This is a genomic window from Methylobacterium sp. 17Sr1-1 (genome assembly GCF_003173775.1).
Lineage (GTDB): Bacteria > Pseudomonadota > Alphaproteobacteria > Rhizobiales > Beijerinckiaceae > Methylobacterium.
The window spans coordinates 1,485,878-1,506,670 of record NZ_CP029552.1 but is presented as its reverse complement, the minus strand read 5'-3'; the positions used below and the strand labels follow the sequence as shown (position 1 = coordinate 1,506,670).

The 20,793-nt window shown below is 69.1% G+C and carries 19 protein-coding genes, 1 tRNA gene and 2 pseudogenes; 13 read left to right on the top strand and 9 right to left on the bottom strand.

Going from position 1 to position 20,793, the window contains the following annotated elements; all coding sequences use genetic code 11:
• Positions 1–128: 128 nt before the first annotated feature.
• Positions 129–341, top strand: coding sequence for a DUF2934 domain-containing protein (locus tag DK412_RS06780; RefSeq protein ID WP_109971320.1), 213 nt, complete (start codon positions 129–131; stop codon positions 339–341).
• 28 nt (positions 342–369) lie between these two features.
• On the opposite strand, the gene DK412_RS31350 is transcribed toward DK412_RS06780, so the two are convergent.
• Both DK412_RS31350 and DK412_RS06770 read right to left on the bottom strand, forming a co-directional pair.
• A complete protein-coding gene (locus tag DK412_RS31350) occupies positions 370–1,653 on the bottom strand; it encodes a M23 family metallopeptidase (RefSeq protein ID WP_109971319.1) in 1,284 nt (427 codons plus the stop codon).
• A gap of 369 nt (positions 1,654–2,022) precedes the next feature.
• A complete protein-coding gene (locus tag DK412_RS06770; protein WP_109971318.1) occupies positions 2,023–2,487 on the bottom strand; it encodes a peroxiredoxin in 465 nt (154 codons plus the stop codon).
• A gap of 383 nt (positions 2,488–2,870) precedes the next feature.
• Between DK412_RS06770 and DK412_RS06765 the strand changes: the two genes are divergently transcribed.
• Both DK412_RS06765 and DK412_RS06760 read left to right on the top strand, forming a co-directional pair.
• Positions 2,871–6,206, top strand: a complete 3,336-nt coding sequence (locus DK412_RS06765; protein WP_109975105.1) for a DUF3971 domain-containing protein — start codon at positions 2,871–2,873, stop codon at positions 6,204–6,206.
• 94 nt (positions 6,207–6,300) lie between these two features.
• A tRNA-Gly gene (locus DK412_RS06760) sits at positions 6,301–6,375 on the top strand.
• Between the two features lie 344 nt (positions 6,376–6,719).
• On the opposite strand, the gene DK412_RS06755 is transcribed toward DK412_RS06760, so the two are convergent.
• From DK412_RS06755 to DK412_RS06735, 5 genes are all read right to left on the bottom strand, one after another.
• Complete coding sequence (locus DK412_RS06755) at positions 6,720–7,616, bottom strand: integrase (protein ID WP_245447457.1); 897 nt, start codon at positions 7,614–7,616, stop codon at positions 6,720–6,722.
• 61 nt (positions 7,617–7,677) lie between these two features.
• The gene (locus DK412_RS06750; RefSeq protein WP_109971317.1) at positions 7,678–7,929 is read right to left on the bottom strand and encodes a hypothetical protein; all 252 of its coding nucleotides are present in this window, start codon (positions 7,927–7,929) and stop codon (positions 7,678–7,680) included.
• Complete coding sequence (locus DK412_RS06745) at positions 7,929–8,906, bottom strand: DUF6551 family protein (RefSeq protein ID WP_109971316.1); 978 nt, start codon at positions 8,904–8,906, stop codon at positions 7,929–7,931. The genes DK412_RS06750 and DK412_RS06745 overlap by 1 nt, the downstream gene beginning before the upstream one ends.
• Positions 8,906–9,619 carry a hypothetical protein gene (locus DK412_RS06740; RefSeq protein ID WP_109971315.1) on the bottom strand — a complete coding sequence of 238 codons (714 nt, stop codon included), beginning with the start codon at positions 9,617–9,619 and terminating at the stop codon, positions 8,906–8,908. The genes DK412_RS06745 and DK412_RS06740 overlap by 1 nt, the downstream gene beginning before the upstream one ends.
• On the bottom strand, positions 9,616–9,921 hold the full coding sequence (locus DK412_RS06735) for a hypothetical protein (RefSeq protein WP_109971314.1): 306 nt from the start codon (positions 9,919–9,921) through the stop codon (positions 9,616–9,618). The genes DK412_RS06740 and DK412_RS06735 overlap by 4 nt, the downstream gene beginning before the upstream one ends.
• A 142-nt stretch (positions 9,922–10,063) precedes the next feature.
• On the opposite strand from DK412_RS06735, the gene DK412_RS06730 reads away from it, so the two are divergent.
• From DK412_RS06730 to DK412_RS06705, 6 genes are all read left to right on the top strand, one after another.
• Positions 10,064–11,203: a hypothetical protein gene (locus tag DK412_RS06730; RefSeq protein WP_109971313.1), complete on the top strand. Its 1,140-nt coding sequence runs from the start codon at positions 10,064–10,066 to the stop codon at positions 11,201–11,203.
• 7 nt (positions 11,204–11,210) lie between these two features.
• A complete protein-coding gene (locus DK412_RS06725; protein WP_109971312.1) occupies positions 11,211–13,040 on the top strand; it encodes a hypothetical protein in 1,830 nt (609 codons plus the stop codon).
• Between the two features lie 66 nt (positions 13,041–13,106).
• Complete coding sequence (locus DK412_RS06720) at positions 13,107–13,679, top strand: glycoside hydrolase family 108 protein (RefSeq protein ID WP_109975104.1); 573 nt, start codon at positions 13,107–13,109, stop codon at positions 13,677–13,679.
• A gap of 78 nt (positions 13,680–13,757) precedes the next feature.
• Positions 13,758–14,309 (top strand): hypothetical protein, encoded by a 552-nt coding sequence (locus DK412_RS06715; RefSeq protein WP_109971311.1) that lies wholly within the window; start codon positions 13,758–13,760, stop codon positions 14,307–14,309.
• A 12-nt stretch (positions 14,310–14,321) separates the two neighbouring features.
• Positions 14,322–14,828, top strand: a complete 507-nt coding sequence (locus tag DK412_RS06710; RefSeq protein ID WP_109971310.1) for a hypothetical protein — start codon at positions 14,322–14,324, stop codon at positions 14,826–14,828.
• A gap of 1 nt (position 14,829) precedes the next feature.
• Positions 14,830–15,195 carry a hypothetical protein gene (locus tag DK412_RS06705; protein ID WP_109971309.1) on the top strand — a complete coding sequence of 122 codons (366 nt, stop codon included), beginning with the start codon at positions 14,830–14,832 and terminating at the stop codon, positions 15,193–15,195.
• A 384-nt stretch (positions 15,196–15,579) separates the two neighbouring features.
• Here DK412_RS06705 and DK412_RS06700 read toward each other — a convergent pair whose 3' ends face one another.
• Positions 15,580–15,954 carry a hypothetical protein gene (locus DK412_RS06700; protein ID WP_245447456.1) on the bottom strand — a complete coding sequence of 125 codons (375 nt, stop codon included), beginning with the start codon at positions 15,952–15,954 and terminating at the stop codon, positions 15,580–15,582.
• A 617-nt stretch (positions 15,955–16,571) separates the two neighbouring features.
• Here DK412_RS06700 and DK412_RS30060 point away from each other — a divergent pair.
• Positions 16,572–16,859 (top strand): hypothetical protein, encoded by a 288-nt coding sequence (locus tag DK412_RS30060; RefSeq protein WP_162596137.1) that lies wholly within the window; start codon positions 16,572–16,574, stop codon positions 16,857–16,859.
• A gap of 198 nt (positions 16,860–17,057) precedes the next feature.
• Here DK412_RS30060 and DK412_RS06695 read toward each other — a convergent pair whose 3' ends face one another.
• Entirely contained in the window at positions 17,058–17,312 is a 255-nt protein-coding gene (locus DK412_RS06695; protein ID WP_109971308.1) for a hypothetical protein, read from the bottom strand.
• A 109-nt stretch (positions 17,313–17,421) separates the two neighbouring features.
• Between DK412_RS06695 and DK412_RS06690 the strand changes: the two are divergent.
• The 3 genes and pseudogenes from DK412_RS06690 to DK412_RS06680 all read left to right on the top strand — a co-directional run.
• A pseudogene (locus tag DK412_RS06690) lies at positions 17,422–17,853 on the top strand (S24 family peptidase); the annotation flags it as partial.
• Positions 17,854–17,933: 80 nt separating this feature from the next.
• Positions 17,934–19,280, top strand: coding sequence for an IS4 family transposase (locus DK412_RS06685; protein WP_109971307.1), 1,347 nt, complete (start codon positions 17,934–17,936; stop codon positions 19,278–19,280).
• Positions 19,281–19,308: 28 nt separating this feature from the next.
• Positions 19,309–20,604, top strand: a pseudogene (locus tag DK412_RS06680) (Y-family DNA polymerase).
• The last annotated feature ends 189 nt before the right edge of the window (positions 20,605–20,793 follow it).

The window sequence follows — 20,793 nt, the reverse complement described above, 5'->3', positions numbered from 1 at the left end:
CGGGGCGCGAAGGCGCGCTCCGCGCCGCCGATCCCTCGCGACATCCATACCGACCCACGGTATAGGAGCCCCGATCGAGGCGCCCGCCGGCACGAAGCGGGATCCTGCGTGGGAGAGGTGGATCGGTGATGCGTGAGATACCCCTGGCGGCGATCCGGGCCCGCGCCTACGACATCTGGGAGCGCAACCACCGTCCGGACGGGTACGAGATCCAGTTCTGGCTCCTCGCCGAGCGCGAATTGCGGGCCGAGCAGGAGAGCCGACGCGATGAGGCGGCGGCCGCCGCGGCTCAGCCCGAGACACCCGCTCGGGGACCGGAGACCGAGACGGTCGGCGGATAGATCTCCGACGGATCAGCGGATCAGCGGATCAGCGCGCCGCCAGCCGGGCCCCCGCCCGCAGGAAGCGCTGCGGATCGACCGGCTCGCCGTCGATCCGGGTCTCGTAATGCAGGTGCGTGCCGGTCGAGCGGCCGGTGGAGCCGACCCGGCCGACCGTCTGGCCCGCCGCCACCGCCTGGCCGGGCGCCACTGCGATCGCCGACAGGTGGGCGTAGCGGGTGACGAGGCCGTGGCCGTGATCGACCTCGACCATGTTGCCGTAGCCGCCCGAGTATTCCGCCTGGGTCACCGTGCCGGCGGCGGTGGCCCGCGCCGGGGCGCCGTACTCGCCGCGCAGGTCGATGCCGGTATGGACGGCGAGGCCGCGGGTGAACGGGTCGGCCCGGTAGCCGAAGGTGCTGGAGAGGCCGTGATCGGTCGCCATCGGCCGCCGCAGCGGCAGTGCGCCGACGATCTTGCGCAAGCTGTCGCGCTCGCCGAGGTCGCGCTGCGCCAGCAGCACGGCGCTCTCGAACGGTCCGGCCTCGGCCGGCACCAGCGGGCCGCCGATGCCGCCGCCGCGGATCGCCGCGAAGCGCCGCGCGTCGAGCCCGGTCTCCGCCACCACCTCGCGCAGGCGCGCCGCCTCGCTGCGGCTGCTCGCGGCGAGACGGCCGACCGCCAGGCTCTGGCGTGCCTCGAGCCCGTCGAGGGCGTGGGCGAGCGTCGCCATCCGGAGGGTCACCCCGGGGGAGGGGGCGGCAGAGAGGGAGGGGCCGGGCGCGACCGTCTCCGCCTCCGTGCGCAGGCCCAGGGCCTCCGGCGTGGGCGGCGGTGCCGGGGCGGGAGCGGGCATCGGGGCATAGGGCATCGCGGAGGGCACGGCCCTGGCGTCCCGGGCCGGCCAGGCGCCGCCCCACCCGCCCGAGTCGTCGCCCGCGCCGCCGGCCTGCTCGGCGAGGCCCATCAGCATCGCCTGCCGGCTCTCCAGCGCGACCTGCCGCCCGGCGAGGTCGGCGAGGCGCGTCTCGACCCCGTCCTGCTCCAGGAGCTTCTGCGTCGCCACCCGGTCGAGCCGGGCGCGCAGGGCGCTGACCCGCTCCTCGTAGGCGTATTGCATCGCGCCCTGCCGCTCCATGAAGCGGGCGAGCGCCTCGTCGCGAAAGACGATGAACCACGTCGCCGCGCTCGCCCACAGGGACAGGACCGCGAAGGCCAGCGCCGCGATCATCAGGGTCCTGCGCCCCACCACCCACACCCGGTCCGGGCCGCCGCGCGTGAGCGCGGGCGACGCGAGGGGGGTGATGGGGGACGAGGGGCGGAGAGACAGCATCGCGACGGTCCATAACCTGACTGCGACCGTCGCGGGTCAAGGTTAAGAATGTTTCAAGGGCCCAGGCGAAAAGGGTGTGTTGCGGCAGTGTCGCGGCGGCGCTCACGCAGCGTCTGACCGGCGCCGTCAAATCAAGATCGGATCACAGGAAAATCGCGGGATCCCCTCTCGCCAGTGGGAGAGGGGTAGCGGTGAGGGTGGCGCGCTTCAGGATCGAGCACCATGCGTCGAGCTGCCCGCACAACGGTTCGGCCTTTACGCGGAAGCGCGCCACCCTCACCCCTGGCCCCTCTCCCGAACGGGAGAAGGGAACACCCCTCGACTTGCGAATGTCCGGATTACTTGACCGTCATGAAGTTGCGGAAAGCCTCACAACCCCTGCGCCGCCGCCAGCACCGCGTCGGCATGGCCCGGCACCTTCACCTTCTGCCACACCTTCGCGATCGTGCCGTCGCGGTCGATCAGGAAGGTCGTGCGCTCGACGCCCATGTACTTGCGGCCGTACATGCTCTTCTCGACCCAGACGCCGTAGGCCTCGATCATCGCCTTCGTCTCGTCCGAGGCGAGCGGGAACTCCAGCCCGTACTTCTCGCGGAACTTGTCGTGGCTCTTCATCGGGTCGGGCGAGACGCCGATCACCGCGGTGTCGGCCTCGGCGAAGGCCTCGCGGAGCCCGTTGAAGGCCTGCGCCTCCAGGGTGCAGCCGCTGGTATCGTCCTTGGGGTAGAAGTACAGGACGGCCTTGCGCCCCTTGAGGCCGGCGAGGCTCAGGGTCGCGCCGCCGGTCGCCGGCAGGGAGAAATCGGGGGCGGGGTCGCCCGGGTTCAGCGCCATCGTGCCTTCCTTTCGGCCGATTGATGGTGTGCCTCTCACGTGAGGCGGGCAGGGCGCGAGCCGCGGGCGAGGGACCGGGCGCGCCGCCCGACGGATAAGCGGCAGGACGTTACCCTCCGGTCACCGGAGCGGGCAATCATCGGCGGCGGCTTCGCGGCCCGGAGCGTGGCCCTCGCGCTCCGGGGACGAGAGGCCTTCAAGTGGCGGCGTCCCGGCAGGGCGCCCGGAGTGGCGACGCACGCGTGACGACAGGCCGAGCGACACCAGGACCAGACCCCGTGACGCAGCCGGGCCGCGAGGCGCCGGGCGGCGACGGCCCGGCCGCCTGCGCCGCGCGGATCAAGGCGGCGCCCCGGTCGCTGCTGCGGACCTGCGTCCGCGGTGTGCTCGTCCTCAAGCTCGCGGCCGTCATCCTGCTCAGCGTCGGCCTCGGCCTCGCGTACTTGCGCCTGTCGAGCGGCCCGGTGAGCTTCGCCTGGCTCGAGCCCCGGGTGGCGGCGGGGATCGCCGAGCGGCTCGGGCCCGGCTGGAGCGTCGACCTGCGCGACAGCGCCATCGAGATCGACCGCGACGGGGCGCTGGCGCTTCGCACCACCGGCCTCGACATCCGCAACCCGGAGGGCGACCTCGTGGTGCGGGCGCCGCTGGCCGTCGTCGCCATCGACCTGTGGTCGCTCCTCGGCCTGTCGGTCCAGGCCCGCTCGGTCGAGTTCCGCGACCTGCAATTGCGGGCGCTGCTGCACCATGACGGCTCGATCGCCTTCGCCGCGTCCAACGATCCCGCCGCGGCCAAGCCCCACACCCCGCCGGCGGTGGTGGCGGCCCGCGGCACCGTGTCGCCGGTCTCGGCCACGGTGGCGTCGATCCTGAGCCTGGTGCTCGATCCGGCCGGCGTGATCGGCAGCCTCGACCGGGCCCGCCTGACCAATGCCCGCCTGACGCTGCTCGACGAATCCGGCGCCGAGCGCGTGGTCTTCCCGAAGGTCGACGGGCTGTTCAACCGCGACGCGACGCGGCCGGCCCGAGTGTTCGAGATGCGCATCGTCGGCCCGCACGGGCCCTGGCGCTTCGGCGGCGACGTCGAGCAGGCGCCCGACGGCGGCCGCCACGGCGTGCTCACCCTCGACGATCTGCCGGTCCCCGACCTGCTGCTGCTCTCCGGCCAGTCGCGCCTGCCGCTGACCACCGACCTGAAGCTCTCCGGCCGCGCCCAGGTGGCGATGCACGGCGCCCGCCTCGACGGCATGACCCTGCGACTCGCCACCAGCGAGGGCAACCTCCTGATCGAGGAGAAGGACTTCAACCCGGTGACGATCGAGGCGGTGACGGTCGACGCCGCCTGGGACGAGGCCCGCCGCGCCCTCAGGGTCGACGCCCTCGATTACCGCGGCGCCGGCAACCGGGTGCGCCTCGCCGGCGAGTGGGTGGCGGGGCCGGACGGCGCCGGGCCGGGCTGGACGGCCGTCCTGTCGGGCACCAATGCGACCTTGCGCGGCGCGACCGCCGGCGACGCCCCGGTCAAGATCGCCACGGTCGATGCCCGCCTCTCGGGCCGCGACGACGGCGTGCAGATCGACGCCCTCACCCTGTCGGGCGACGCCGTGCACGGCACGGTCAGCGGCACGCTCGGCACCAGGGCCGACGAGGGCGGCCTCACCTTGCGCATCACCGCCGACCGCACCGACGGGCGCGCGGCCCTGCGGCTGTGGCCCGAGAACGTCGCGCCGCCGATCCGCACCTACCTCGTCGACAACCTGCGCGCCGGCCGGCTCGACAGCCTCGACGTCCTCGTCGACATGACCATGGCCGAGTTCGCCGCCGCCACCCGCGGCGAGCCGATGCCCGACGCCTCGGTGCGGATCGCCTTCGCGGTGAGCGAGGGCGGCCTCACCATCTCCAACGACGCGCCGCCGCTCTCCCGCGCCAGGGTGTCCGGGCTCGTCACCGGGCGCAACACCACCATCCGCGGCGCCACCGCCGAGATCCGCATGCCGGACGGCCGTGCGCTCGGTCTCCAGGACGGCTCCTTCGTCATCAAGGACGCGGTGCCGCACGACGTGACCGCCCAGATCGGCCTGCGCCTCGCCGGCGGGGCCGATGCCCTCGCGTCGCTGCTCCAGACCAGGCTCTTCCGCTCGCTGTCGGGCACCGAGCTCGACCCCAATAGCTTGCGCGGCCAGGCCGACCTGCGCATCGACTTCCCCCTCTCCCTCGAGGCGGTGCCCGACATCGGCGATCTGCCGGTGACCCTGAGCGGGACCCTCACCGACGTCGCGGCCGAGCGCATCGTCGGCAAGGAGAAGCTCGAGAACGGCCGCTTCGCCGTCGCCTACGACCGCAACGGCTTCAGCCTGAAGGGCGACGGGCGGCTCGCCGGCGCCCCCCTCACCGTCGATCTGCACCAGCCGAAGGCCGGGGCGCCGGGCGAGGCGGTGGTGACGCTCGCCCTCGACGACGCGGCGCGCGCCCGAAAGGGCCTGCCGACGGCGCCGCAGCTCGCGGGTCCCGTCAATGCCCGCTTCGTCGTGCCGGTCGGCCGGCCGGGCAAGAACCCGGTCCGGGTCGAGGCCGATCTCGCCCGCGCCAGCGTCGACGGGCTCCTGCCGGGCTGGACCAAGCCCGCCGGCAAGCCCGGCCGCCTGACGCTCGCCCTCACCGACACCGGCCAGGGCAGCGACCTGCGCGACATCGTGCTCGAGTCCGGCCCGGTGCAGCTGCGCGGCAGCGCGTCGCTCAACGCCGAGGGCGGCTTCGAGCGGGCCGACCTCACCAGCCTCAAGCTCTCCCCGGGAGACGACATCCGCGCCCAGGTCGAGCGCGCCGGCAACGGCTACCGGATCAGCGCCAAGGGCGGCGTCGCCGATGCGCGGCCGTTCCTGCGCGCGCTGACCGCGCCGCCGCGCAAAGGGGGCAAGGACGCGTCCGCCCGCGACGTCGAGGCGGATCTCAGCTTCGCGATCCTCACCGGCTTCAACGAGGAGGCGCTGACCAATGCCAACCTCAAGCTGTCCCTGCGCGGCGACGACCTGCGCCAGGCCCGGATCCAGGGCCGCCTGCGCTCGGCCGGGGTGAGCCTGGAGGTGGCCAAGGCCGACCGCGGCAGCCCGCCGGTGCTCAACGCCGAGACCAGCGACGCCGGCGCCGCCCTGCGCTTCCTCGACATCTACAAGCGCATGCAGGGCGGGTTCCTGTCGCTGCAGATGACCCTGAACGACGGGCCGCAATCGGGTCTGGTGCAGGTCCGCTCCTTCGCCCTGCGCAACGAGCCGGCGCTCGGCCGGATCATGGCCCAGGGCGAGAGCGAGGACCGGCGCAGCGACGCCAACGACGTCGGCTTCGACCGCCTGCGCGCCGCCTTCCAGCGCACCGGCACCCGCGTCGCCTTCGCGGAGGCCGCGATCTCCGGCCCGGCGATGGGCTTCACCCTGGGCGGCTGGATCGACTCGGCCAAGGACCGCACCGACGTCTCCGGCACCTTCGTGCCGCTCTACGGCCTCAACAACGTGGTCTCGCAGGTGCCGATCTTCGGTCCGCTCCTGGGCGGCGGCCACAACGAGGGCCTGTTCGGCATCAACTTCCGCGTCGCCGGCGCGATGAGCGCCCCCAGCATCAGCGTCAACCCGCTCTCGGCGATCGCCCCGGGCTTCCTGCGCAAGCTCTTCGGCGCCGGCGGCGGCGGCGACCCCAGCGCCCCGCAATCGGGGCGAACGGAACGCTGACCCGGAGCGTCCGTCGCGGAACGCCGGAAGGTCCGGCCAGCGCGGCATTTCGGGGTGGACAGCGCCGGGGCGACCCCGTATGACGATGACCACCGCGGGCGTAGTTCAGTGGTAGAACGTCAGCTTCCCAAGCTGAATGTCGTCGGTTCGATCCCGATCGCCCGCTCCAACTAACCGATTGAAGCGTCAGCCGTTTTGACGGTCTACCGCTGATCTCGCGTTCCCCATGTTCCCCATCGCGTTCCCCATGCCCGTTCAGGCGCTGTTCTTCACAGCCCTGTGGGCGAGACGCAGTTCCGCCACCGTTCGCGATTTCCCGACCGCGCCTCGTGAGTAGCGAGCCGTGGTTTTCGCATCCGTGTGGGCGGCGGTGGCTCGGATCGCGTCGAGGTCGGCCCCTGCATCCTCCGCCTCAGTGATAGCCCCGGCCCGCGCATCCATGTTCCAGATGTAGTCTGGGATGCCAGCCGCCCGAGCGACCTTCCGCCACTCGCGCTGGAACGCATCACCGGCTTAGGGCCGACCCTGCTGCTCATCGACGATTAGCGGACCGACGCGCCGCTCTGGCAGGACGTGTGCGGCGACCTGCTGCACGTGCGGGCAGAGCGAGAAGTCATGCGCGATCATCGCACCTGTCTTCGTGGTCGCCTTGCGGGTCACGCCATCGAGCACCACGCCGGCCCAGGTGAGACCGTTCACCCAGCGCCGGCCATTGAGCACGATGCCGCTTCGAGCCTCTCCTTCTGGGATCGGCTCCCACTCTCCCACGACGTCCTTCTGCCGCATCACGGCGTCGAACTGGATCGCCGTCGCGAGCGCCAGAGACACGCGCCCCATCTCGATCGCCTTCGGGATGAAGGCTTCGACGTGCTCCAGGTCAAGGGTGATGCGGCGCCGGGCCGGCTGCGGGAAGCGGATCTCGGCAAGGATGTCGCGTACCCTGACGCAGCCATCAAGTTCGGCAGCGACGCCGTAGGCGAACAACTCGCGCAGCTTCTTCATAATGCCCCAGGCGCGCCTGACGCGCTCAGGCTGGCCGGGCGCCTTTGGCTTCTTTGCTGCATCGTACCAGCGCCAGAAATCGGCGAGCTTCAGGGATAGTACGACGCGGTCGCCGAAGGCCTTCTCGATCAGGGTGAGGACGTGCGCATCCTTCTCGCGGATAGTGTGCTTGAGCCGGCGGTTGAAGGGGCTCTCCGGATCGGTCTGGTAGCGACGCGACAAGCTGCGGATCGTGCCATCGAAGCGGTTCGGATCGCGGAGATGCCCGGACGACCACTCCAGCATCTCGGCTTGCAATCGCAGGCAGGCCGCCGAGAGCAGCACTGCGTCGTCGGGCTCGTCGAGCCGATAGGGGAGGCGGACCGTCTTCGGTTCGTAGCCCTGCTTCACAAGGTCGGCGCGTGCCACCCAGACCGGCACGTCCGGCCTACCCTTCCGTGTTCGGCGCTTCAGGCCCGGGGTTGGGAAATCAGAGGACATCGAGGTTCTCCATGCCGTCGGGCGGAATCGCCTGGACGGTGGAGAGACCGTAGCGCCTCAGGAAGTAGGCCTGCACTGCCGGCCAAGGCCGTCCGCCCATTAGGGGATCGACCTTCGGCAGGCCGTCGCGCTCAAGGATCTTCGCCTTCGCCGCCCACTCTGTCGGGCTCTGGCTGAGGCGCCGTGCCACCTCGGACTCGCAGGGGAACAGCCCCTGATTGCGCGGAGAGGGGCGTGGCATCACACCGCCTTCCGCTTGAGCTTCCGCACGTGCGAGGTGGCCCGCTCCTCGCCTTCGAGGCTTGCGACATCCCGGTAGTCCTCAATCAGGTCGTCCGGCACCCAAGCCGGGATGGTGATCCCGCCCTTCGCAGCGCGTGACGGTGACCGGGCTTCGGTGCGTGGCACCTTCTTCCGCGCAGCCTTGAACCAGACCGCGGCGATGCCCCGCCACAGCGGGACGCAGTGGACCGCGGCGTGTTCCTTCGCTTCTTGGTCCACCAGCCGGGCCGGGGTGGCACGAATCGTCTGCGTGAGCCCTGCCCGGTCGAGGTCCGTGAATTGCGAGTCCGTGCAGAGATGATGCGCGGCCTTGATCTGCGCTGCCGTGATCGGGCCCAACCCGGCCTCGGTTAGGACGCGCAGGATCTCGATGGCGCGCTCCTCACCTTCGAGGGTGATCAGACCGCGCACGGCCGCAACGGCAATCGTCTCGCGGGGTTTGTAGACCGCTCGCGCCGGTGGGAGGCGCAGGAGCGTCAGGCCGGCGGCGGCGGCCACACGGGCGACCGATTGCGCCGCTGGATCGCCGGCCGCGACCGCCGCGACGTGCATCTGCGCCGCCGTCACCGCGATCCGGTCCCGGTTGTGACCGACGAAAGCCTCCGCGCGATCGGACCGGGCCGTGGCCTCCACCACCACGACCGGGATCACGTCGATGCCCGGATGCGAGGCTGCGGCGATGGCGGAGTGCTGGCCGTCGATCACTTCGAGGCCGTCATCCGTCCAGGCGACGATCGGCGGCTTGAACCGGCGCCAGTCCCACCGCTCGATGATACGGCGGATCAGGCGCAGGGATGGGTCGGAGAGGTCGCGCTGGTAGGCGGCGTCCACCAGCAGCTCGGTAGGCTTGATCCACGTCACCTCGGGCTTCGAGGTTGCCGGCTGGCCCGGGTGGATCTCGGCGAGGGAGAGGGCGGTGATCGGGCGGCGGTTCATCACTGCGCCCTCGTCGAGATGAAGGCCTGCGCGACCGTCCGCGGAATCAGGCAGGCAAGCCGTTGATTGGATGCAGGTTTTGACGGCAAAAGGTCTGAAATCGGGGCTGCGGAATCACCCACCCTCAGTGCGGCCGCGAGATGCTGCAGGTACTGCCCGCCCATGCACATCGGCTCGAACTCCTCGCTCTCCCGGGCATAGAACTCGGCCAAGGCGAACAGTCCCGCCCGGGTAGTGGGCGTCACCGCGGTCAGCGCCTCGAACGCTGCCGAGCTTGCATCTGCCGCAGCGTTGGCGCGGCGCATCTGCACGTCATTGCTCTCGTCGAGGTCCGACAGCGCCGCACTGTGTGCCGCCTCGGCGGTCTCAGCCGTGGCGATCGCGGGGAAGATCGGGTCCGGCCCAACCGCGGCGACCGGCCAGCAGGTGCAGGCCAGTACCGAGAGATCGGCGACGCGGACCTGGGCGGCGCCGTAGGTCGGCTGGTGAGCCTCCGCGAACGCGGCCTCTTCGGCGAGCCACCAGCGCAGGTGCTCGAGGAGCTTCAGCGCGCCGTTGGCCGTGGTGCAAGCTGTCGTAACCAAGACGTCACCAGCCCCGCGATATGCCTCCTCGGCGAGGACAGAGGCCTCGCCCTCGGGCGCGATCTGGAAGGCGTCGTAGGCCGTGCGATGAGCGGCGATAGCTTCGAGGATGGGGTCGATCTGAATCATAGCGCCTCATCCACCTCCCGCGCATCGGCAAGCCGATGGTTTGTCGCCACGATCAGCCGGGAGTAGACCGGCTCGGCCAGCATCTCCCGGGCGGTTTTCATGAAGACCCGGGCGAAGGTCTCGCGCTGCTCGGAGTTCACCACCTCGTGCGCACGGGCGGCCAGAACCTTGGCGCCGGCCAGCTGCACCTCGATGTCCTGTAACTCGGCGACGAGCGCGGCCCTGCGCTCCGTCCATTCCAACCACTCCTTGCGCGGCGCGTAGCGGCCGGTACGCTGGCGGGAGGCATCGGCGGCGGCCAACCGCCAGCGTTTCCTGCGCCTGCACGCGACCTCGTCCTATGCGGCGCTCGGCATCCACAACAACGTCGCGTGGACGCGACCGAGCGAGACGCTGATCGAGGACAGCCAGCTCTCAGGCACAGGCATCGACGGCCGATCGCTCGTGCTGACCAGCTCGGGCGCTGGCATCGTCTCGCCCGTCATCGCGCGTGGCACCGTATTCAGCGGGCACATCAGGCTCGATAGCCTGTTTCTGCCTGGCGCTCCGCTGAGCGCGCATCGCGCCAACCGGTTCGAGTACGGTCTGATCGTTCAGGGCGGATCGCCGGTCGACGTCGTGGGCGTCTGCCCCGTGCTGGCGCTGACCCTCGCCTCGGCACCGGGCCCATCGTCGGCCGTCGTCGTCGGCGGGCGGGATGTCGCCATCCTGCTCGGCGCGCGGCCCGACATTCGCGTGGGTGCGGCCGATCTCGCGGCGCGCGCGATCAGCGGCGACGCGGCGACGGTCCCGCCGGGCGAGTTCGAGCCCCGCGTGTACCTCCCGGCTCGCTTCGGCGACCGGAGCGGCAACCCGTTGACGTTCACGGTCGCATTCGACGGGCAGCAGCCGGTGACGGTCAGTGCCGCCGTCAACTTCAGCGGCATGAGCAACGATGGCGTCGTCTCCGCGCTAAACACCGCTCTGGCCTCTGCGATGGGCGGCAGTACCGGCGGGCGAGGCTTCTCCCTCACCGCGCCCTACGATAACCGGCCGCCCGTTTTCCAACCCGACCGCGAGGGCCGCGGGCTCAACGTCGGCTCGACCACCATCCTCCACGGCATGGCCCTGGCCTGGTCCGGGCACGACGTGCGGGCGATGACCTCGACGGATGCCACGTCGCTGTTCGCTGGGTTCGCGATCGGCGATGCGGTCCCGGGCCGGCCGGCGCGGTTCCTGCGCACGGGCTGGATCGGGCAGGCGCAGTTGCGGTTCGACGGCACGCCGAGCATCCAGCCGGGCGACCGGTTCCAGGTGTCGGCCTCGGTCCCCGGCGCGCTCGTCGAGGGCACCGACCTGCCGCTGCTCGTCGTCCGCTCGGTCGAGCCGCATGGTGCCTGTCTCGAAATCATCGAGAGCGTGCTGTTCACGGGCGACACGCAGCAGGCGGTTCGGGATGCGTTCGCGAGCGTCACGATAGACGACATCCCCGGGGTACGTGACGCGATCAACGGCAAGGCCGCGGTGACCTACGTGGACAGCAAGGTCGCCGATCTCCAATCCCAGATCGCGGCCCTGCGCGATCAGCTCTCCGGCACGTTCTGAGGCTCGTATGACCCGCACACAGTTCGCCGCACGGTTCGCTCTGCTCTTTGCTGCCGCTGTGCCGGCCGCGCCTGCCGCAGCGCTCGACATGCGGTTCTCGCCGAACTCGGGCAATCTGCCGGGCGTCGGTCAGGGGCAGGCGCCAATCAAGGACGACACGCTCGCCATCAACCGCGCTGACGGCAAGCTGTTCTGGCGGAGGCCGGATGGCACGCTCGGGACCTCGACGCTGCTCAACGCCCTACCCTCGGGCCGGAGCGCGGTGGAGCAGGGTCGGGCGGACGACCTCCTGTCCGCGCCGAGCGGCCTGACGATCCTGCGCTCGCTCGCGGCCCGGTTCGCCGAGCGCCCCTCGGTGATCGACTACGGCGTCGACATGACGGGCGTGGCCGACAGCACGGCAGCGCTGACTGCAGCGCTGAATTCGGGCAAGCCGATCTCAGCGCCGTGCGGCACGATCCGCGTCCTGTCTACCGTGGCGGTGACCACCCGGCCGTCATTCCTGGGGGCGGGTCCTTGCACTTCGATCAAGTACGATGCGCCCTCAGGATCGGCCGTCAAGCCGGTCATTGACATCCAGCCCGCCGCCGCTGGCGGTCGGCTCGACAATTTCTCGGTAGACCATCAGGCGAATACCAAGAATTTCACCCCCAACACCGTCTACGGCGGCAATATCATTGCCAGCTCTGCGATCCTGGTGCAGGCCGATGATACGGCCTTGAACGGAGTGACGGTCCGCAACGGCTATGACAACTGCATCGCCGTGGTGCAGTTTGCGGGGAACACGGCGACAGCCGTGCCCGGATCGCCGAAGAGATACAGCATCCAAGGCGCGCGCACCAATGCCTGCGGCGTCGGCTCGACCCCCAAGGCCGGCGCCGGCATCGATGTCGGAACCGGCTCTCGGGGCGTCGTCAACGACCTGGTTGATGTGGGGAGTTACGGCGCCTTCATTTTGGACGTTGGCGCCGGCGGGCAGGGCACTTTCAGCAATATGGTCGGGATCGACACCGCGCTCGACCCCGCGCTTGGCTACAGTTACACCTTTTACATCGGCTCCACGGACAGTACGTTCACGAACCTAACGTCCATTGGCGCAAAATATTCGGGTCTTTGGCACGATGGTTTTGCCACAAACACGACGATTAATAACGTCTACATCAAAGCCTCGGCGGCGGTCGGCGCGAAGCTCAAGGCTGGCGCGTCTACAATTTCGAACCTGATCGTCAACTCCGCCGGGTTTGGTTCGGCCAGCGGCACCGTGGACGCGGTGGAGCTGGACAGCACCGCGGGATCGCTGGTCGGCCTGACGGTCGTCGGTCTCAAAGTCCAGGACGAGTTCAACAAGGCTCGATATGGCGTCAACAAGCTCGGGAGCGGCGTCGCGACCGGCTCTATCATCGGGGCTGATCTCTCTGGCGCCGTGACGGCGATCAACAACGTCCCTGGGACATTCGGGGTAATTGACGGTCAGGCGCTCGGCGGAGCTTGGACCGCGTATACCCCAACCGTATCCTGCGCGACCGGCGGACAGTCGCTCGGAAGCGCCACCGCCTCGGCGACCTACAGACGCGTCGGCAAGACGGTGACCGTCAATTTCTCAACTATCAGCATCGCCAACGCGGGAACCTGCGCTGGGGCTGTCAATGTCAATGTACCGTCCACCGCCGCGACGCGGACCGCATTCGTCGGCGCCGAGACAGCCGTGGTCGGCACCGCCTTGGCAGGGGCTCTCTACGAGGGGGCGAATACGGTGCAAATCAAGCGCGCCGACGGCAACTCCCCCTCGGTCAGCGGCTACGTTCTGACCGGGACTGTGCAGTACGAAGAGCCCTGATCGTCGCCGATCTTGCGCGATGACGCCACGCGGCGCCGCACCACCCCTGACAATCCGGAGATCCTGATGACCGCGAGCACATTCGAGCGGGCGCTTCCGCTCATCCGGAAGCACGAGGACGGCTACGTGGACGACCCAGCCAACCCGGGCGGCGCCACCAACCTCGGCGTCACCATCGGCACGCTGAGCTTGTGGCTCGGCCGGCCGGCGACCAAGGCGGAGGTGCGGGCGCTGACGGTCGCGACCGTGGCGCCGATCTACCGTCGGAACTACTGGGACGCGGTCCGGGCCGACGAACTCCCGCCCGGCCTGGCCTACGCGCTGTTCGACTTCGCCGTGAACAGCGGGAACAAGCGGGCGGTGATCGGGCTGCAGCGGGCGCTCGGAATCGCCGACGACGGCGCGCTTGGGCCGATCACCCTGGCGGCTGTGGCGAAGCACAAGCCGGCCGACCTGATCGACGCCCTATGCGACGGGCGGCTGGCGTTCCTGCGGCAGCTGTCGATCTGGGCGCGGTTCGGCAAGGGCTGGTCGCGGCGCGTCGAGGAGGTGCGCAAGGCGGCACTCGCCATGGCGGCCGAGCCCGCACCCGCGGCGCCGGCGAAGTGCCCAGCCTGCGGCAAGCTGCTGGCTGCCTGAAGACCACCCGAGCCGGCCGGGCGCGCCGCGCGGAACTCCCCTCCTTACGGGGCAACTCCCCTCACAAGGTCACCTCCTATGATCCGCAAGCTCCTGCTCGCGGCGCTGGCGCTCGCCTGCCTCGCCGTCTTCCTCGTTCTGCCGCTCGCGGCCTTCGCCACCGAGGCCATCGCCAGCGACACCGCCCTGCCGCTCCCCTGGGGCCAGTGGCTCGGCGATCTCGCCCAGGCGGGCTTTAACGTGTTCCTGATCATCCTGCCGCCGCTCGCAGCATGGGCGGCGCAGGCGATCCGGAAGCGCTACGTCTGGGCCGGGCTCGTGCTCACCCAGACGCGCCTCGAGCAGCTGGCGACGGCGCTCGCCGAGCACGGCCTGAGCGCGGTGAAAGGGGCCGTGAAGGGCAAGCAGCTGAACGTCGAACTCGGCTCGCGCGTCGTCGCCGCCGGCCTCGGCCGAGGCGCCGAGGCGGTGCCGCGGATTGTCTGGGAGCAGGCCGGCGGTGCGGAAGGCGTCGCCAAGCTGATCCTCCGCAAGCTGGATCTCGATGAGGAGGCAGACGAGCGGAGCGTGCTCGGCCCGGCGCTGGCCTCCTTCGAGGCATCCGGCGCGCCGCGGTCGGCGTCGCGTTAGGGGCCCGCCGCCATGCTGTTCCCGGCCGGCCCGAGCACGCCCGCCCACCCGGCGGGCGCCTACAGCTTCAACCGCCTGTTCGAGTGGGCTATGGCGGTCATGATGCTGCTGATCGCCGTGACGCTCGCGATGCCGGGCGACACCATGGAGCGAGCCTCGCTGAAGCCTCTCGCAGAGCACGGATTCAGCGAGGGCAACATGGCCTTCTTCTTCGGGGCGGTGGGCGTGCTGCGCGTCACCGCCCTCTGGCTGAACGGCCACATCAACAACGGGGTGACACGGCCGAACGGCGCCAACATCCGGGCGGTGTGCTCCGGGCTCGGCGCCCTGGTGATGGCGCAGCTGACCCTTGCCCTGGTGGTCGACGCCTTCACCGCCGAGGCGCCGTCCTTCGTCATCCCGGTCTTCGGCACCCTGACCCTGTTCGAGGCCATCTCCTGCTACGTGGCGCGCCTCGACGCGGTCGATCGCCGGTCACGGCTCGGCAGGGCCCTCGCTGCGCTGGAGCGCGTGAAGTAGCATGGAGCACCTGATCGCACTGCTCCCCCTGCTGTCGTCGATGCCGGCGCTGCAGGTCTTCGTCGGTGGCGCCGTGGCTGCAACGTGCGTCGCCATGGTACTGAGGGCGAACAAGGAGAAGCACGAGGTGCCACCCCCGGCGCCTGGTACGGTGGGTGACGCCATGGTGCATCTGCAAGGACCGGCCGAGGTGCTGACCATCCTGCGGGATCTGCGCGAGATCGGCCGGCAGCAGGTCGAGCACCTGGCCCGGATCGCGGAATGCGTGCGGGTCACGCGGGAAGAGGCGAAGGCCCAGACCGATCTGCTGCGCAGCATCGACCGGGAGCAGGTCATCCATAACCGGACCGTCGACCGCCACGAGTAGTGCACCGGAACCGGCCCCACCGCCGGCCCGTTGACCGGCGACTTCATCGGACCCCCGAGACCTCACCTTCAGCCCCGCCGGCAGCCGCCGAGCGGGGCTTTTTCGTATTGACCAAACTAAACAAATTTAAGTGCCACGGGCCCGAAATTGCATACTGCTAATGAAGCAAAACGCGACGCATGTACGTCAAATGAATTAAACAAATTTTGGGGGGATAGCCGATGAAACCTTCGTGGAAAACCGTGGCTGAGGTAGCCGTCGCGCTGAAGATTGATCTAAGAGCAGCTCGCGCTTTGGTGGAGGCCTCAAACTGTCCAAAAGTGTTCGGACCGCACGGCACCACCTACCTGATCTGACTTTCACTCCTGCGAAGAGCCCGGCAGCCTAATGGTTACCAGGCTCGTCTGTTTTTAAACTCCTCACATTCAGCCACGGCCGCGGGTCCATCTTCCACCCGGTCTCAGTGGTGAGGCGCGCGTAGTGCGCGGCCATGTCCATCATCACGCCGATGCGCTTGCTCTGGCAGGCCGAGCAGCGCAGCCGGAGCGCGATGTCGGGGATCGGCAGGTCGGCCGAGAAGCGATCCGTCGCGACGATCGCGTGATGCCCGCAGTCGTGGCAGTGGGCCGCGATCGTGGTCTCGCCCTGGGCGCGGGCGCTCCCGACGGTTGGCGGGGCGATCTCGCGGCCGTCCTCGTCGTAGGCTCGGCGGGGGTTGCGGCTGCGCCTCACCCCCTCGTCCCCGCCGTTCATCTCCATCCACGCTCGCGCTCGGTCATAGGCTCCCTGGATCAGCCCCTCGTCGAGCGGGTCGCTCGGGTCAAGGTCTGCCCATGCCGGACACCACGTGTGCCGCTCGCGAGCGTGGTAGGAGTTGTATCCGATTGGTTTCTAAGCATTGCGAGGAAACAAGGAGCCGGATCCATCTGGTGAACTAAGCCTCAGCAATTTATCTCCAGCCGGGCCTAGACCTGGCGCCTAAGTTGACCGAAAGCGAGCCATGGCGTACCCAGCGGCATCCGATATGTTTGCCCTTTCGGATCGCCTCACAACCTGCCAGCCCAGTGCTGGCGGGTTTTTTGTGTTTGTCCAGCCGGTCACGACACATTCCGACTGATGACGAGGGGCGACGGCACATCCCTTAGGGTCAAGACCCAATCAGCTTGGCTATGCGAAGGTCTGCACTCGACTGGCGCCGGCCACTACCGGCAGAGACGAGTACGGTCACCACCATAATCGCAAAAGATTAAGACGTATATCAGGCTTCATCTAAGGGGTTTTTTGGGCGAATGCTTGAAACGGCGCTGCTTCGGTGCGCATCCCCCCAGAGCCGAGCAACGCCACGCGTAATGGTTGCTCACTCAAGGAGGCATCCGATGAAAAAGATCCTGCTTTCGGCCGTGACCATGCTCGCGCTCGTTGGTCTTCCCTCGGCCAGCTACGCCACGGGGATCGGTGGCTTCGGCAGTATCGGGAGTGGCAATGGGAACGGCAACGGCAATACCGGTGTTGGAAACGGCAACTACAACGGCAATTTCAACACCGGCGCTTTCAACGGCAACTTCAACGGCAACAATAACTTGGGGTACTTCAACGGTAACGGCAACGGCAACTATAACTGGGGTGCGCTCAACGGGAACTACAACGGTAACAACAATCGCTGACCGCGATCGGCGGAGCGGCCTCGGTCGCTCCGCTCCCTAGGTTGGTCAACTACAAGAGAATGACAGTCGCGCGCTGGCCTCGCTCCCCCTCTACAAGCCTCGCCGGAGAGCGAATGGTCCTGATCCGAACCACTCGGGCAGGGACCGTCACAAATCCGAGAGCCTGCGGCGCTGTATGTGCAAAGGATGTTCGGCACCTCATGCGCCGCTGACCTGCTCCGCAAAGTCCTCCGGCACCTCGCCGAACTGCCCCAGGATCGTCGCGCTTTCGAGTTCGCCCGTCTCGTCGTCCGCGACGATCCGCAGGGCCGCAGCGCCCGGCATCCGGCCGGCGATCGCCTCGGCACGCTTCAGCGCTCCGCTCTCCGTCGGCGCCACGTCCCGGTTGCCCGGTCGCAGCCGCTTCCGGTGGATCTCGAACGTCTGCACCACGAAGGTGGTCCGCATCCCCATCACGATCTCCTGATCCCGCCGTCCCCGCTCCGCACAGGCCCGAAGCGGGGCCTTGACCGGGAACCTCCGGCCTGTTTGTTCTCTTTCCGTTCTAGCGCGGAGGGCGCGCGTGAGTCTCTATCGGGTCGGTGCGGAGGCGGCGGATGCGGGCGGGCTCGTGCGGATCCCGTTCATGCTCCCGACGTTCTGCGCCGGGTTCCCGAGTCCTGCCGAGGACTTCATCGAGGGGGCCTTGGAGCTCCCGCGCTGGCTGGTGCCGAACCCACTCGCCACGTTCATCTGGCGTGTGCGCGGCTGGTGCATGAAGGGCGCCGGCATCCACGACGAGGATCTGGCCGTGGTCGACCGCTCGCTGTCGCCTGCCTCCGGCGCGGTGGTGGTCGCGGTGGTCAACGGCGAGATGAGCCTGAAGCGCCTGATCATGACCGGCAACCGGCTGTCGCTCACGTTCGACAACCCGGAGATGGACGAGGAATTCGCCCTGGATGACCTGGAGGAAGGTCTGCTCTGGGGCGTGCTGCTGTTCTCAGTTCGCTGGCACCATGTGAAGGCCTACGGCCTTGACGGAAATGGTTCGGCGTCTGTGAGTTGGGCGTCTTTGCGGTTCAGCGAGGACAACCGATGCGAGGCTTTGGATCGGGCGACGTACGCACCGAGGCCCGGGGGGCGTGGCTGTTTGAGCGGATCGTCACCACCGGCAGCGTGGTGCTGAGCACGGTGGGCGGCAGCGAAGCCGGTACGGCGGCCGCCCATCGCTACCTTTCCTCGCCCTGCGCTGACTGGCAGGGCATCCTGCAGGCTTTTGCAGCCCGCACGGCCCAGGCCTGCGCCGGGCGTCCGATCGTGGCCGTCCAGGACACGAGCGAGATCAACTTCACCCCAGCTGCTGCTGGCCGCCATGGCCTGGGGCCGGCCGGCAACGGCCGCAATCCCGGCTTCTTCCTGCACCCGGTCATCGCCGTCGATGCCGAGGACGAGGCGGTGCTGGGCTTGGTCGACGCCCAGCTCTGGACCCGCGCCGCCCGCCAGACGGCGCCACGTCACCGGCGGCCAGTCGAGGACAAGGAGAGCCAGCGCTGGATCACCGGAGCGGCCGCTGCCGCGACGGCTTTGGCCGACACGGCCCGGAGCTTGATCGTGGTCGCCGACCAGGAGGGCGACATCTACAGCCACTTCGCCCGTCGGCCCGCGGGCAGCGATCTTCTGGTGCGGGCACGCCATGACCGGCCACTGGTTGAAGGGGGCAGCCTTCAGGACAAGGCGTCATGGCCCGTCGCGACAACCGGCACCGTGGAGGTGCCGGCTCGCCCTGGGGTGCCGGCCCGCATCGCCAAGGTGAGGCTGCAGGCCGGACCGGTCGAGGTGGTCCGTCCCTCCGGCCCAGGCGCCCGCGAGCCGGCCAGCCTGAGGCTGCATGGCGTCTGCGTGCAGGAACTCGAGCCGCCTGTGGGCGTGACGCCCTTGTGCTGGCGGCTTCTGACGACGCGGGCGGTGCCGGATGCCGCCGCCGCGCAGGACATGGTGCGGCTGTACCGGTTGAGGTGGCGGATCGAGGAGGTGTTCCGCGCTCTCAAGCGCGACGGGCTCGGCCTGGACGAGACACAGGTGCGGGTGCCAGACAAGCTGTTCCGGCTGAGTGCCTTGGCGCTGGGAGCCGCCGTGCGGATCCTGCAGTTGGTCGATGCCCGCGACGGCAGCCGACGACCGATGCAGGACGTTCTGGATAAGGCGGCTCTGCCAGTGGTCGCGGAACTGGGGCGGGCCTGCGAGGGCAGCACGGACCGCCTGCGCAACCCTCACCCCGTCGGCAACCTGAGCTGGTTAGAGTGGATCGTGGCCCGCCACGGCGGCTGGAACGCTCCCAACTCGCCACCCGGTCCCAAGGTCGTCGCGCGCGGATGGGAGCGCTTCTCGGCCATGCTCGCCGGTGCCCTCCTCGCGAGAGACTCACTTCCGTCAAGGCCGTAGATGTGAAGGCCCGTGCGAGCCTCGTTCGATGAGCCGGGCGATCGCGCTGATCGACGGCAACTCCTTCTACTGCTCCTGCGAGCGCGTGTTCGACCCGAAGCTTACCGGCGTGCCGGTGATCGTGCTCTCGAACAACGACGGCTGCGCCATCGCCCGCACCGCCGAGGCCAAGGCGCTCGGGATCCGCATGGGCGAGCCATTCTTTAAAATCCGCAACCTGTGCCGCCAGAAGAACGTGCGGGTGTTCTCCTCGAACTATGCCCTCTACGGGGACATGAGCGCCCGGGCGAACACGGTCTATCGGCAGTTCGCGCCGGACGTGGAGATCTACTCCATCGACGAGAGCTTCCTCGACCTGTCCGACGTGCGCGAGCGCGACCGCGTGGCGCTCGCGCGCGACCTTCGCTCAACGGTACGCCAGTGGACCGGCCTGCCCACCTGCGTCGGGATCGGGCCGACGAAGACCCTCGCCAAGCTCGCCAACCACATCGCCAAGACCGTGCCTGAGCTCGGAGGCGTGTGCGACCTGTCCGACGAGGCGGAGCGCGCGGCCTGGATGGTTGGGATTTCGGTCGGCGAGGTCTGGGGCATCGGGCGGGCCTCGCTCGCCCGCCTGGAGGCCATGGGCGTCGACACGGTGGCGGATCTGCGCGACCTCGATCCCCGGCCGGCGCGACAGTCGCTGACGGTGGTGGGCGAGCGCATCATCCACGAACTGCGCGGCCGCGCCTGCCTGCCGCTCGAGATCGTGCCGGCTCGGCGCAAGGGCTGCGCCGTCACCCGCTCGTTCTCATCCCGGATCACCGATCGAACGGTGCTGGAGCAGGCGGTGGCGGCGCACGCCACGCGGCTCGGAGAGAAGCTGCGGCGCGATGGGCTCGCGGTCTCCGCCGTCACGGTTTTCTACCACACCAGCGAGCACGACCGCGGCGACCCGATGCGCTCGGTCTCGAAGGTGGTGCATCTCCCAGAGGCGACGAACGACACCCGCCACCTGATCGACGCGGCGATCCGCGGTGTGGCGATGACCTAGCGCGAGCAGAGCCCGACGCCCTGGCGCTACAGCAAGGCGGGGCTGGTGACGACTGACCTCGTGCCGCTCGACGAGGCGCCACGCCCGCTGTTCGATGCGCTCGACCGGGAGAAGTCCGGCAAGCTGATGGCGGCGATGGATGCCTGCAACAGCCGGTTCGGGCGAGGTGCCGTGGTGCCGGCGCGGGCGGGGCTCGTCGAAAAGCGCACCTGGTCGACGAAGTTCGAGATGCGCTCGCCGCGGTTCACGACGCGGTTGAGCGAGGTACCGAGTGTATCAGCGGTGCTGTAGATCTCGCAAGCAACAGTCGTACAAAGCTCCCCGATTGAAAGCCTATCTGTTAGTAAGCAGCGCATCTCATCTATAGATGCCGCGCTGCAGGGCACGAAATCGTAAAATTAATACAACGTAAATTTGTACCGATCTCACCGAAGTAGTCGCGACTGCCGTTGTCAGAGATCGTATTGGCGTTCGGCGTGG

Excerpts from the sequence above, each read along its gene's own strand:
- DK412_RS06780 (WP_109971320.1), top strand. The coding sequence starts at position 129 with ATGCGTGAGATACCCCTGGCGGCGATCCGGGCCCGCGCCTACGACATC.
- DK412_RS31350 (WP_109971319.1), bottom strand. The coding sequence starts at position 1,653 with ATGCTGTCTCTCCGCCCCTCGTCCCCCATCACCCCCCTCGCGTCGCCC.
- DK412_RS06770 (WP_109971318.1), bottom strand. The coding sequence starts at position 2,487 with ATGGCGCTGAACCCGGGCGACCCCGCCCCCGATTTCTCCCTGCCGGCG.
- DK412_RS06750 (WP_109971317.1), bottom strand. The coding sequence starts at position 7,929 with ATGCCACGCCCCTCTCCGCGCAATCAGGGGCTGTTCCCCTGCGAGTCC.
- DK412_RS06745 (WP_109971316.1), bottom strand. The coding sequence starts at position 8,906 with ATGAACCGCCGCCCGATCACCGCCCTCTCCCTCGCCGAGATCCACCCG.
- DK412_RS06740 (WP_109971315.1), bottom strand. The coding sequence starts at position 9,619 with ATGATTCAGATCGACCCCATCCTCGAAGCTATCGCCGCTCATCGCACG.
- DK412_RS06725 (WP_109971312.1), top strand. The coding sequence starts at position 11,211 with ATGACCCGCACACAGTTCGCCGCACGGTTCGCTCTGCTCTTTGCTGCC.
- DK412_RS06720 (WP_109975104.1), top strand. The coding sequence starts at position 13,107 with ATGACCGCGAGCACATTCGAGCGGGCGCTTCCGCTCATCCGGAAGCAC.
- DK412_RS06715 (WP_109971311.1), top strand. The coding sequence starts at position 13,758 with ATGATCCGCAAGCTCCTGCTCGCGGCGCTGGCGCTCGCCTGCCTCGCC.
- DK412_RS06710 (WP_109971310.1), top strand. The coding sequence starts at position 14,322 with ATGCTGTTCCCGGCCGGCCCGAGCACGCCCGCCCACCCGGCGGGCGCC.
- DK412_RS06705 (WP_109971309.1), top strand. The coding sequence starts at position 14,830 with ATGGAGCACCTGATCGCACTGCTCCCCCTGCTGTCGTCGATGCCGGCG.
- DK412_RS06700 (WP_245447456.1), bottom strand. The coding sequence starts at position 15,954 with ATGGAGATGAACGGCGGGGACGAGGGGGTGAGGCGCAGCCGCAACCCC.
- DK412_RS30060 (WP_162596137.1), top strand. The coding sequence starts at position 16,572 with ATGAAAAAGATCCTGCTTTCGGCCGTGACCATGCTCGCGCTCGTTGGT.
- DK412_RS06695 (WP_109971308.1), bottom strand. The coding sequence starts at position 17,312 with ATGGGGATGCGGACCACCTTCGTGGTGCAGACGTTCGAGATCCACCGG.
- DK412_RS06685 (WP_109971307.1), top strand. The coding sequence starts at position 17,934 with ATGCGAGGCTTTGGATCGGGCGACGTACGCACCGAGGCCCGGGGGGCG.